Genomic DNA, 11545 nt, shown 5'->3' with positions numbered 1-11545 from the left:
CGGAAGAGAGTGCAATGAAGATCATTTATCTGAGAGCAGCAGAGATAAATGACAAATGGTCTATGAGATCATTGAGAGGATATTATAAATGCATTGATGAGATTAAGGAAATGTTCCAAAGGAGGTATCCTTTATAAATAAACAACATTTGGGAAACTGTTATACTTATTATCAAACGATTTTTAGATAGAAGAAACCTTTACAATCTCATTTGGTTTTTTTATCTTCGAAAATAAGGGACATTAAGCGGGAATATTCCTCCACAATTTCCTTCCCTTTATCCGTCAGTTCAATAGACTTTCCTGGGCCTGTTAATGTGAGGATATCTTTTATCTTAATCAAATCTTTATCTGCCAGTTTGTCTAGGTGGTTGCTAAGACTTCCTTTACCAATTCCAAGTGTAGTTTGAAGTTCATAAAATCTCATTCTTCCATTAACCTTCAACATAATTAAAATTAAGAGTCTCTGAGATGATCTCAACACAGGTTCACCCAGCTGAGAAGATAATCTTTCAAGAATTATTTCCCGGTCTTCTTTTTCAATCCTCTCATTCATGAGGTCTCAGCTCCACCGGTGCGGTATAGAATGAATACATCCCTGCAAATATCCACCCCATTTCCGTTGGTGCCCACAGAATCTGAATTGCCATAAGTGGAAATACGGCAGGATGAAACAAGGCAAAAATAAGGGTTGAAGACAGACTGCTAAACATGTAACTAAAGGATGCAACATATCCTTCCAGGGGAATTCTTCCAAGAGAAACTTTGAGAGTTAAAAGTAGAAAAAAGGAAATCATTAGTAGAAGCATATAAAATATAATGTAAGATAAAAAAATTGGCATAGCATTTATCAGGTAAATAATGGCAATTGAATAAGCCGATATGAAGATGACATTAAACCAGCGATATAAATTTGCCCATAATTTAATCCGCTTGATATGGAATATATTTTCCAGTTCCTTAGACCTCGAGGACCTCGAAAAAGCCATAAATGTAAAATAAGTTGCGGCAAGAAGAACTGCTGTAAACCCAAGAGCTTCCACGATATCTCCTAAAACGCTGTCTTGGAGATTTATAAATAAAAGTGGAGAGAGAAAAATAAAGTAAAAAATGGCTATGGCCCATATGGAATAGTATATACCATAAGCCCTTTTAATTGAATACCGAAACATGGATATGGATTTTATCTGAATATCCCTAAGAAAGTTTTCAATATTATCTTCACTCAAATTTGTCTCGCCTCCTCCATAGGGGCAGGTCTTATCTTTGGTATCAGAAATATGAAAACCCCTGCAAGTGATAACGACCAAACTATTAAACCAGCTGAAAGATAATAAACGTCCAGAATTGGGGAACTTGGATTTGAAAGAATAAGGTGTGGACTTGATCCAGAGAATGAGTAGTATGACAGATCAATGATCTCGGAAAAGGGATTACCATAGACAAGCCACTTTGGTAACGGAGCACTTATCTGTGAAAAACCAAATATATATGAGAGAATCGTTGTAAGTAGGGAAAGAAGATTGATATTTTTCAGTGAGAAATAGTTGTTTACAACCACAGTCAAAGATCCTGATATGCCGAACATTATAATTCCACCGAGGGCCGAGATGATTAAGGCATAATAGGGGAAGACAGGTGATATTATCCTGCCTGATCTTGCGGTGAAAAGAGTGGTAGAAAGGGTAAGTATTATGCCCCCCAATATTACTGAGGCTATGATAATACCGGAAAGTATTGAAATAAGAAAGTGTTTAAGGGAAAGTTTTGTAAATTTGAATGCAAAATTCAATGATGCGTTAGAATAGTAAAGAGAGTAGGCCACTGTGGTTCCGATGGTGCTGATTGAATAGAGTGCAATTATTGAGAACCAGGTGGAGGTATAATCCAGATCATAAAGATGTGAAGTGGGTTTATATCCAAATAGAAATGCACCCATAATCAACCAGAAAGCCATAAAAACAATTCCCCAAAATATCAGGTTCTTATTTTGAACGATTGATTTGATATAAAAACGTGCTATCATGGGAACTCATCCTCCATCAGATTTTCAAGTGTGTGAATCTGGGAGAGTGGGATGTCACCCTTTCCTGAAGTGATTGAGAATGTTCCGTAGGGAAGAGTTATTGCAGTCAAGGCATTTTCCCTGTTACCCCTATTGAAAAAAAGATGGTTGATGTTTTGTGCATCAAAAGGGCCGTAGAGATGACCATCTATGAGCAAATATAAGTCCCACCCACTTAGGCCACTTACCATATCCAATTCGTGAGTGTTCATTACAATTTCTCCCGAAAATGAATTAAGCCGTTCAAGAAGGATCCTTTTTCTTCTTCTATCCACGCCTTCAAACGGTTCATCGAGGAGTAGTATGTTAGGATTTGACGAAAGCGCCATGATATTGCATAACAATTTAGACTGACCTGTACTTAAGGAATATATCTTCTTTTGAAGTATATCATCTATGGAAAAGTCATTTATGTTTTTTAGAAAATTCCCGACCTCTGAACCTGTAATCTCAGAATAGAGATTTATCAGATCCCAAATCTTCAGGTTTAACAATTTGTAAACTTCTGAAAGATTTGTTGCAACCCCATCCATATTCCTTACCTTTCTGACATCCCTGCCATTAACTTTCACATACCCATCAGTGATATTCATCAATCCAAGACATGCTCTCAGAAGTGAAGTTTTTCCAGAGCCGTTAGGCCCAACTATTACAACCTTCCTCTCCTTCAATGAAAAATTTATCCCTTTAAGGACATCCCTTTTATCGCCTCTAAAATGTGTACAGCTCAATCCACTGATTTCTATCATGAATAGTAATAATTTCAAAATATAAATTAATGGAAAATAGTCCAAAAATTGAACCCTAAACTTTTTGTATGTACCTCTCCATAAAGTCGTGGTATTTCTTCATCTGATTCTCTGTTATGGATGGTTGCGATGATTTTAAAGCTGTTCGTACATCCATATCTGTTATTGGAGAGGGATTGCCAGAATCAACGGCCCTCGAGAAGGCATACTCGGCAGCTGTCCTGCAAACATACTTAATATCAGCAGCTGAAAAGCCCTCTGATATTTTACCCAGCTCCTCATAATTGATGTCCTCACTCAGAACAAGATCTCTGAGGAATATCTGGAAAATCTGAGATCTGGATTTTTCGTCGGGTGGCGGGATAAAAATTCTAGTGTCAAATCTTTCAGGATTAAGCATCGCCTCATCCACATCCCAGGGGTTGTTTGTGGCAGCAATCAATATCACTCTTCCATCGTTCTTCTTTCTGAGATCTGTCATCTGCCTCAGCATTTCAGGAACACCTCTCTTCATATAGGAAGAATTTATTGAGGTCCTCTTAGGTGCCAGCGATTCGAATTCGTCAAAGAATATAATAATTGGAGCATGTTTTAGGGATTCCTCGAAGAGACTTCTTATATTTTTTTCAAATTCCCCAAATCGGCTATCCAGTATGTATGAAGGAGTTACTGTAATCATGGGATAAGAAACTTCATGGGATATTGCCTGGGCAATACTTGTCTTTCCTGTCCCTGGTGGGCCGAATAAAAATATGTTTCTTCCTACAATTCCGTACTTCTTTGCAAGATCCGGCCTTTCTCTTGCCTTTATTACCTGACGTATTATTGTTTCTTTTACCTGATCCAGACCAGCGATATCGTCGAATGAAGTTTCGTATATAGTTGGATGAAGGTCCACAATGAATTGGGAATCACCCCCGCCCTTCTGGCTGTTGGCATTACCTATTTTATTATCCACCTGGCCTTTGCTCTTTAAAACTTCACATTTCTCCTTTTCAGATATCTTTTTTAAAATTTGGTCTCTTCTCTCCAGTGATGTCTCAGCTATTTTTACAAACCTTCGTTTCTGATCAGGATTCATATTTGCTGTTTTTTCAAGGATTTTCTTGGATATCTCAAAAAATATGCTTGAAGCAGATTTTAGATCAGAAGTCTCTAGGGATGAGGCCTTTTCGATCATAATCTGAATTTCTGCTGAAAATTCACGCTCTTCTTCAAGATTCATATTTTCGAATACTCTTTTCAAAAATAAAATTATGCTTCATTTTATTAGGAATTTTCTTTATTATCTTCAATAGTCTTTATTTTCTCCCTTAGCCTTTTTTCCATTTCTTCAATATCTTTTGCAGCTTCCGAGGGCTCTTGGGGCTTATCTTCCTTCATTGTTTCCGGAACATTCTGGCCAATATCTTCCAACAGACCTCCAAATAGATCACCTACCCTCTCACTCTCATCGATGGCTCTGTTCAGCTCACTTTCCATCTGACTCATCCATGCAGGATTTATCTGACCCTTTGACATTGTTTTAACGAAGCTTTTCATTGCATCTGAAAAACTACCCATCAGGGATGATTGATCTTTCATCATTTCCATATCTTCTACAACAAGTATAAATGATCTGATTTTTGCAGCCTGATCCCTCAGTGATTTGGCCTTCTCACCAAACATTTTACTGAGACTTGAATTTCCAATGTCAGCGGCTTCTTTTGATTTTGCCTCATACCTCTCTGCAAGGGAATCACATTGCTTTGCGTGATTCTCAGACTTCTTTTTCAACATCCTTATATTCATCTGTGTCTCTATTTCCAGTTCCTCTTTGGACTTTCTATTCAAGAGACTCATGATAACATCACATCCCCATCCTCTTCCTCCTTTTCATCCTCAGCCTTCTTCTCTTCAACCTTTTTTATTTCATCCTCTTCAGGGATACGTATATCAGTTGCGTGGCCATCCTTCATTATATCGAGATATACATCTATTGAATCAAGATCTCTTTCTATTTCCTTAGAGCTGACCATATCGTTCTTCGTCTGTTCTTTTATGATATCCATAACCTTCCTATTCTTTACTATGGAATCAATTTTCTTTATGAATTTGCTACCGTTTGAAATATCCTGAAGGGCGTATATTGTGGATAAAAATTTGTAACGTAAATGCAGATCTGAAAACCTCTTTTCCGATACCGTAAGTTGATCCCTGGCCCTTTCAAGTTTAATTTTTGCCATTTCATCAGTCTCAGCGGAAAGTTTGGTAATTTCATTCCTAATATCTTTAATTTTATCTGATTCTGAACCCATCATAACGTATGTATCCTGCATTGTCTTATTTAGTAATTTCATCCCTTTCTTTCCAATATATTTTTTAGAACCAAATTGCCCCCAGAGGTTGGCTATGCCTAGTGTCCATTCTTTTTTGAAATCTGTTCCTGGAGAGTTTTTCATCATTTTTCTTATAATATCTTCCACATCGGATGCCATAGATTTACCTCAGTTATTTGCAAATTTTTCCTTCCATTCCATATATTTATTGAGGGTCAAACGATCGGACACAGGCTTAACTTTTGAAAGCGCATAATCGAAATCCTCTTGTAATAAGTCTGAAATTTTGTATTTTATCCCGTTTCCACCCTCGGATACAAAAGAGTCAACCCGGTCAATCAGGTCTTTATTTGTTCTTCTCAACATATTTCTAATAGCTTCTGAACATGCATAATAAAGGTCACGACCGGAAAATCCGTTTGTCGACGCTGCTATTTTAGAGAGGTCTGCCCTTACCCTGTAACCCTTCATTTCTGTATTAATTCTAAGGATCTTCTCTCTGGTTTCCTGGTCTGGGAGACCTATGAATATTTTCTTCTCAAACCTTGAAAGAATAGCCTGATCTAGGTCCCAAGGGACATTAGTGGCAGCTACAGTCATCACAAATTGATCACCAGTGCCAAAACCGTCCAGCTGACCCAAAAACTGTTGAAGTATTGAACCTGAATTTTTGCTTCCATCATCACGCTTTCTAACCAGGGATTCGATCTCATCAAGGAATACGACTGATGGAGATCTTTCTCTTGCCACATCATAAAGGGTGCTCACAATACGTTCAGAATCACCAACATACCTGGAAAGAAGTTCTGATATTGTTACATTAAAGAAAGTGGCGCCTATGTTTGTACTTATTGCCTTTGCAATTGTTGTCTTGCCAGTACCTGGTGGTCCAAAAAGCAGAATATTTCTTAATTTTGGAACTTTTACATCTTTACTTGGAGTAGCCATTGCAAAGAAAACCGCTTCCTTTATGGTTGCCTTTTCCTCATCCAGGCCACCAATTTCATCCCATCTCACGTTAGATTTCGAAATAAGTGCCTCAATTCTTGACCTGAATTCACCCTCCATTTTGCCGATTAGACCACTATTTCCACCATTGATTTGCGAAGAGTTTCCTTTCTTTGTTGTCACGCCTGATCTTAAATTCTTTTTCCTGGTTTCCCATTCATTAACAAGGTCTATATATCGTTTAGAATCACCCTTGTCAATCTTTGCTAATAGTTTTAAATTGCCAATTATTGAATCCACATACATTGATGCTTTTTCGTTATTACCCTTCGATTCTGCATCTTCTTCCTTGGAGATATCCTCTGTGAGAACCTTTTTAATGTTCTCTATGGTCAGATAATTGGCATCCATCTAAATCACTCATTCTCTTCCTTTGAGTCCTTTTCTTCCTGTCTTGTTGATTCTTGCTTACTTCTGCCTGGTGAAAGGTTTTCTTTACTTTTGTCCATCTCCCGGAAGATTTCCATATATTTGTTCTCCTCATCTTTCTCATCGTCGTCCAGTGAAGATACGTCGTCAATACTGGAAAGTAGAGATTCGCGCTTCCTCTCATTTAATTTCTCTACGGACTTACTCTGTAAAAGTATATCCTTTACCTTTGCTGGATCCATCCTGTTTATGATCTTCTCTGTGGGATCTACGCTTGTAGTTTTGGCCCTTTTGACTTCGTTCAGAATCCTAACGGTGTCACGATAGGATTTCATCCTCTTGTCAATGCCCGCAATATCCTTTTCAATTGATTCCAGTTCATGAGCAATGTTCCTTCTCCTTGAATCGGAAGATTCCACGCCCTCCTTGAAAAGCTGATCGTACTTCGTCTTTTTTCTATCTCTTTCCTTTTCGAGTATTGTTAGATTTGATTCGGCCTCTATGATCAACTTGTCCAGAGCTTCTGGAGACATAGAATCAATATCTCCATCCTTATTCCTATTAAGAATTTTCATCCTGATCACTTTAATAAGGTTAAATTAGATATAAAATTTTACCTATCAGCCTTTCAAATAACCTATTACAAAACCCACTATGAATAGTATTAGACTTATGCTTATAGCTCCTAGATCGTGGAATGGTATAACCTGCTCTATATTGTGCAACACGTTAGTTATGTGACTCACCACATTGTTTTCAAAGGTTTGTAGGGAAGCCTTTGGAAGAACAGAATAATTGATATATTCACCTAGTAATACTGCAAGAACGATTAGAATCACTGACCAAACACCCTTTTTAATACCAAGTCCAAATAGTAATCCATCTACGAAAATCAAGGCAAGTTCAACCAGAGGGTTTGAAAGTATGGAGGATATGTCCATGAATTATCATGTTACATTAGAATAAAAATTTTGTGATACAAAGGAATCCAAAAGTATTTTATCCGGAACTTTGTTTTTTAACTCATAATAAAAATTTGATTAAAGATATTTCTTAAAAATGCTTAAGAGAAGCAAATGAAATTTTAGTTTATTCTATTTTCAGCGTTTTGATTCCTTTTATCGGGGTTTTGATTACAAGAACTCCGTTTGAATATTTGGCTGAAACTGGCTGTTCCATATCTATGTCAACCGGAAGCTTTATAGATTTGAAGATTTTAGTTGGTCTCTGATCCAAATAAACATTTGTTTGGTCTTCTTCTTTTCTACTTGCTGATATTTCAATTGAGTATTTGTTCGCTGTCACCTTTATGTCTTTTTTTTCAAATCCAGGCATATCAGCTTCAATTACAAGTTCTCCTCCGGACTCATACATTTTTACAGGAGGATAGAGAAATGTCAGTACTTCTTTAGCCCTTTCATTCACATTTCTCATAAATTCGTCTGCCATAAATCTTAAGGGTCCATACACGGTTGTCATATCTCTCTATCCCTATGACTTATTTAAATATTTTTTAGTTTTGTTTCAAATTAATCTTTCCTCGTTGATTTCAGATAAAACTTGAGTAAATAACATGCTGATTCTTTCCATAACCCTATTGTAGTTTTCATCCCTCTTGTTTGCAGGTATTTTATCCATTAATGGTTCGATTATTTTTTTCCGCATTTCATCTTCGAGCATCCATTGTATTCCCATTTTAAAACGCTTCTGTCCGATTCTATTGTTGTCCCGTAAATATTTACCGTGATTGAAAATTAGTTCGATCAAAGCTTTATATGAATCCTTGTCTTTGACTGAGGTGCCTACAACCTGTCTATGGAACTGCCTATCATCGTCCATAGAAAGTGTATCCTCAATATCTTTCATAGCAAAGTATGATCCTTCACGATCCATTTTGTTTATTACAAATAGATCTGCTATCTCCATTATTCCTGCCTTTATGGCCTGCACCTGATCTCCTAAACCGGGTCCAAGAACTAGGACAGTGGTGTCTGCAAGATCCATGACATCTAAATCAGCCTGACCAGCTCCTACTGTCTCCACAAGTATAACATCAAAACCGGCAGCATCCAATATAGCTGCAGATCCAATGGAGGATTCTGAAATACCGCCTCTTGCCCCTCTGTTGGCCAGACTTCTCATAAAAATGTTTTTTTGATTAAGGGCATCTTGCATTCTTATACGATTTCCTAAAAGCGATCCTCCCGTATATGGGCTAGAAGCGTCTATGGCTAATATTGCCACCTTATGACCCATGTCTGACATTATGGATGCCACATTCCCTATCAGTGTACTTTTACCAATACCAGGAGGACCTGTAATACCAACAACCTGAGAATTTCCGGTGTGGTTGTACAGGCTTGCCAGCATCTCCTTCTTAATTTCACGATTTGCCCCTTCAGCATAAGATATGGCACGGGCAATGCTCCTTTTGTCCGATTTGAGGATACCGTCGATAAGTGAGTTTAGATCCGCAATGATCACCTTAATTTTTTAGATCTAGCCTCTGTTGCTCTTTTGGTAACATGATCTATTATTACGGATAGAGGAGTTCCTGGACCATAATTACCAGTAATTCCCATAGCCTCTAGGGAAGGCTTGTCCTCATCAGGAATTGTTCCACCACCTACGAGTGCAATATCGTCGATATTTCTTTCTTTCATTAGATCAGCGACTTTTTTGAACACTGTCATGTGTGCACCATTGAGAAGGCTCAATGCTACAACATCCACATCCTCATTTACTGCAGTGTCAACCACCTCCTCTGGAGTTGGAAGAAGCCCCGCGTAGAGGACTTCCATACCAGCATCCCTAAAGGCCTTTGCCAGAACAAAAACTCCCCTATCGTGACCATCGATTCCTGGTTTAGCAAGCAATATCTTAATTGGTTTTTCTTTAAACAATGACTGGTTCTTTCCATCCTCCATAAATCTCCCTTCCCACATTTGATATTTCTTCAATCGTCGCGTATACTTTTACGGCTTCTATAACATAGGGCATTATATTCTTGTTATCGTCCAGGAATGCATCCCTTAATTCACTAAGAGCCTTCCTGACCTTTTCTTCGTCCCTCTGAGATTTGACCTCCCTGAGTCTTTTTATCTGTATTTCCTCTGCTTCTTTCCCTATCCTAAGGATATTTAATGGTTTTTCGTTCTCCTCTATGTATTTATTAACACCAACCATTACTTCTTTGCCATCCTCTAATCTCTTTTGTCTCTTATAGGACGTTGCTGCTATTTCTCTTTGGATATAACCGCTTTTAACTGCCTCCAGAATACCTCCCATGGATTCTATTTTGTCAAAGTATCTCATAGCTTCTTCTTCCATTTTATTTGTGAGCCATTCCATATAGTATGATCCTCCAAGTGGATCAACAGTATCTGCAACTCCAGTCTCTTCTGCAAGAATTTGCTGTGTTCTTAAAGCAACCTTAACAGCATCCTCAGTTGGTAATGCCATGGCCTCATCGTAAGAATTTGTATGTAAACTCTGAGTTCCTCCCAAAATAGCAGCCATTGCCTCCACAGTTGTACGAATTATGTTGTTCAAGGGCTGTTGCCAGGTAAGGCTGTAACCTGAAGTCTGGGTATGGAACCTTAACATCATTGTCCTGGGATTCTTAGCCCCAAACTTTTCCTTAAGAACTGTGGCCCAAATTCTCCTAGCTGCTCTCATTTTAGCAATTTCTTCAAAGAAATTGATTGATGAATTGAAGAAGAAAGACAACCTTGGAGCAAATTTATCCACATCTAAACCTGCTTTCTGTCCCATTTCCACATAATAAAAGCCGTCAGCCAGTGTAAATGCAAGTTCCTGAACGGCACTAGCACCCGCTTCTCTTATGTGATATCCTGAAATTGAAATATAGTTCCACTTTTTTGCATTTTCTGTGCAGTAGGTCATCATGTCTCTGATGATTCTAAGATGCGCTTCTGGAGGGTAAATCCATTCCTTCTGAGCTATATACTCTTTGAGAATATCTGCCTGAACTGTCCCACCTACACTGTTTAAATCTAATCCTTGTTTTTGAGCTATTGCGAAGTACATAGCTGTCAGAACGTGAGCAGGTGCGTTAATAGTCATAGATGTCGTGACCTTTGATAGATCTATCCCATCAAATATTATCTCCATATCCTTCAATGTTGTTACATTAACTCCGCATTTTCCTATTTCACCGACGGATTTTTTATTATCACAATCGTAGGCGTAAAGCGTTGGCATATCAAAGGCTATACTTAATCCAGTTTCGCCGTGAGCTATCAGATATTTTAACCTTTTATTAGTATCCTCAGGTGAACCGAATCCCGAAAACATCCTCATTGTCCATAATTTTCCCCTATACATATTTGGATAAACTCCACGCGTGAAAGGGTATTCACCAGGTAAACCACTAATTTCGTCCAAATCTTTTGGTAGATCGTTTTCTGTGTAAAGATCCTTAATCCTTATTCCAGAAGAATTTTCATAATCTTTATAACTTGGATTTGTTAATTTTTCCCATTCAGAAAGTGTTCTTTCTCTCCATTTTTTTAACTTTTCATCCTCTTCCTTTTTCATCCTTCCCTGGATTTCTTCTAACTTTTCATGATAATAATTCCGCCTCTGAACCATAATAACATAAGGCAATCAATGAATATATTTTTTAGGAAAGTTTTTAATGCTTTGTTTAACTTTAAGTTTCCATATGTATTCCAGTTCCTATTAAATTCATTGAATTAGATTCGCAATATTTTTATCATAACTTCCACATTCACCTCAAAGTCTCTTCCCTTGTTAAACCAATAACTATGAAATATGAAATAATTTCTTCCTAATTGCATATGGATATCACACAATTGACCTATTTCTTCATATACTTAGATTCCCCCTCTGGAATCAGTATATAGTTCATGATTCCGTAATGTTTATCCAGTATACCAGCTTTGCCTTTTGGATCATGATTGGAGGGACTTAAAATTCTATAAGATCATAAGATCCCATCCCATATTTGATAATCTTTCTCTGAATGAACATATCGCTTTTGCATTCAGATAA

The 11545-nt window shown here is 37.6% G+C and carries 14 protein-coding genes and 1 pseudogene; 1 reads left to right on the top strand and 14 read right to left on the bottom strand.

Going from position 1 to position 11545, the window contains the following annotated elements:
• Positions 1-137: pseudogene (locus tag ACNF42_RS02145) on the top strand (IS256-like element ISFac8 family transposase); the annotation flags it as partial.
• 70 nt (positions 138-207) lie between these two features.
• Here ACNF42_RS02145 and ACNF42_RS02140 read toward each other — a convergent pair.
• The 14 genes from ACNF42_RS02140 to ACNF42_RS02075 all read right to left on the bottom strand — a co-directional run bounded on the left by ACNF42_RS02140 (position 208) and on the right by ACNF42_RS02075 (position 11122).
• The gene (locus tag ACNF42_RS02140; RefSeq protein WP_443338418.1) at positions 208-555 is read right to left on the bottom strand and encodes a transcriptional regulator; all 348 of its coding nucleotides are present in this window, start codon (positions 553-555) and stop codon (positions 208-210) included.
• Positions 548-1228: a hypothetical protein gene (locus tag ACNF42_RS02135; RefSeq protein WP_443338415.1), complete on the bottom strand. Its 681-nt coding sequence runs from the start codon at positions 1226-1228 to the stop codon at positions 548-550. Before ACNF42_RS02135 ends, ACNF42_RS02140 begins: the two co-directional genes overlap by 8 nt.
• Positions 1225-1956: a hypothetical protein gene (locus ACNF42_RS02130; RefSeq protein ID WP_443338413.1), complete on the bottom strand. Its 732-nt coding sequence runs from the start codon at positions 1954-1956 to the stop codon at positions 1225-1227. Before ACNF42_RS02130 ends, ACNF42_RS02135 begins: the two co-directional genes overlap by 4 nt.
• 65 nt (positions 1957-2021) lie before the next feature.
• Complete coding sequence (locus tag ACNF42_RS02125; RefSeq protein WP_443338410.1) at positions 2022-2813, bottom strand: ATP-binding cassette domain-containing protein; 792 nt, start codon at positions 2811-2813, stop codon at positions 2022-2024.
• Between the two features lie 55 nt (positions 2814-2868).
• On the bottom strand, positions 2869-4038 hold the full coding sequence (locus ACNF42_RS02120) for an ATP-binding protein (protein WP_443338408.1): 1170 nt from the start codon (positions 4036-4038) through the stop codon (positions 2869-2871).
• 44 nt (positions 4039-4082) lie between these two features.
• Positions 4083-4655: a hypothetical protein gene (locus ACNF42_RS02115; protein ID WP_443338406.1), complete on the bottom strand. Its 573-nt coding sequence runs from the start codon at positions 4653-4655 to the stop codon at positions 4083-4085.
• Positions 4652-5290: a hypothetical protein gene (locus tag ACNF42_RS02110; protein ID WP_443338404.1), complete on the bottom strand. Its 639-nt coding sequence runs from the start codon at positions 5288-5290 to the stop codon at positions 4652-4654. Before ACNF42_RS02110 ends, ACNF42_RS02115 begins: the two co-directional genes overlap by 4 nt.
• A gap of 9 nt (positions 5291-5299) precedes the next feature.
• Positions 5300-6490 (bottom strand): ATP-binding protein, encoded by a 1191-nt coding sequence (locus ACNF42_RS02105; RefSeq protein WP_443338401.1) that lies wholly within the window; start codon positions 6488-6490, stop codon positions 5300-5302.
• A 5-nt stretch (positions 6491-6495) separates the two neighbouring features.
• Positions 6496-7083: a hypothetical protein gene (locus ACNF42_RS02100; protein ID WP_443338398.1), complete on the bottom strand. Its 588-nt coding sequence runs from the start codon at positions 7081-7083 to the stop codon at positions 6496-6498.
• Between the two features lie 45 nt (positions 7084-7128).
• Complete coding sequence (locus ACNF42_RS02095; RefSeq protein ID WP_443338395.1) at positions 7129-7449, bottom strand: hypothetical protein; 321 nt, start codon at positions 7447-7449, stop codon at positions 7129-7131.
• Between the two features lie 148 nt (positions 7450-7597).
• Complete coding sequence (gene hsp14, locus ACNF42_RS02090; protein WP_443338392.1) at positions 7598-7957, bottom strand: archaeal heat shock protein Hsp14; 360 nt, start codon at positions 7955-7957, stop codon at positions 7598-7600.
• A gap of 75 nt (positions 7958-8032) precedes the next feature.
• Positions 8033-8992 (bottom strand): methylmalonyl Co-A mutase-associated GTPase MeaB, encoded by a 960-nt coding sequence (meaB, locus tag ACNF42_RS02085; protein ID WP_443338389.1) that lies wholly within the window; start codon positions 8990-8992, stop codon positions 8033-8035.
• Positions 8989-9435, bottom strand: a complete 447-nt coding sequence (locus ACNF42_RS02080) for a cobalamin B12-binding domain-containing protein (RefSeq protein WP_443338386.1) — start codon at positions 9433-9435, stop codon at positions 8989-8991. Before ACNF42_RS02080 ends, meaB begins: the two co-directional genes overlap by 4 nt.
• A complete protein-coding gene (locus tag ACNF42_RS02075; RefSeq protein ID WP_443338383.1) occupies positions 9404-11122 on the bottom strand; it encodes an acyl-CoA mutase large subunit family protein in 1719 nt (572 codons plus the stop codon). Before ACNF42_RS02075 ends, ACNF42_RS02080 begins: the two co-directional genes overlap by 32 nt.
• Between the last annotated feature and the right edge of the window lie 423 nt (positions 11123-11545).

The sequence above is a fragment of the Cuniculiplasma thermophilum genome (genome assembly GCF_052315355.1).
Taxonomy (GTDB): Archaea; Thermoplasmatota; Thermoplasmata; order Thermoplasmatales; family Thermoplasmataceae; genus Cuniculiplasma.
Note: the sequence above shows the minus strand (reverse complement) of the source record. Positions and strands in the feature narration are given on the sequence as shown.

Excerpts from the sequence above, each read along its gene's own strand:
- ACNF42_RS02110 (WP_443338404.1), bottom strand. The coding sequence starts at position 5,290 with ATGGCATCCGATGTGGAAGATATTATAAGAAAAATGATGAAAAACTCT.
- ACNF42_RS02140 (WP_443338418.1), bottom strand. The coding sequence starts at position 555 with ATGAATGAGAGGATTGAAAAAGAAGACCGGGAAATAATTCTTGAAAGA.
- ACNF42_RS02130 (WP_443338413.1), bottom strand. The coding sequence starts at position 1,956 with ATGGCTTTCTGGTTGATTATGGGTGCATTTCTATTTGGATATAAACCC.
- ACNF42_RS02105 (WP_443338401.1), bottom strand. The coding sequence starts at position 6,490 with ATGGATGCCAATTATCTGACCATAGAGAACATTAAAAAGGTTCTCACA.
- ACNF42_RS02120 (WP_443338408.1), bottom strand. The coding sequence starts at position 4,038 with ATGAATCTTGAAGAAGAGCGTGAATTTTCAGCAGAAATTCAGATTATG.
- ACNF42_RS02115 (WP_443338406.1), bottom strand. The coding sequence starts at position 4,655 with ATGAGTCTCTTGAATAGAAAGTCCAAAGAGGAACTGGAAATAGAGACA.
- ACNF42_RS02125 (WP_443338410.1), bottom strand. The coding sequence starts at position 2,813 with ATGATAGAAATCAGTGGATTGAGCTGTACACATTTTAGAGGCGATAAA.
- ACNF42_RS02100 (WP_443338398.1), bottom strand. The coding sequence starts at position 7,083 with ATGAAAATTCTTAATAGGAATAAGGATGGAGATATTGATTCTATGTCT.
- ACNF42_RS02095 (WP_443338395.1), bottom strand. The coding sequence starts at position 7,449 with ATGGACATATCCTCCATACTTTCAAACCCTCTGGTTGAACTTGCCTTG.
- hsp14 (WP_443338392.1), bottom strand. The coding sequence starts at position 7,957 with ATGGCAGACGAATTTATGAGAAATGTGAATGAAAGGGCTAAAGAAGTA.
- ACNF42_RS02075 (WP_443338383.1), bottom strand. The coding sequence starts at position 11,122 with ATGGTTCAGAGGCGGAATTATTATCATGAAAAGTTAGAAGAAATCCAG.
- ACNF42_RS02080 (WP_443338386.1), bottom strand. The coding sequence starts at position 9,435 with ATGGAGGATGGAAAGAACCAGTCATTGTTTAAAGAAAAACCAATTAAG.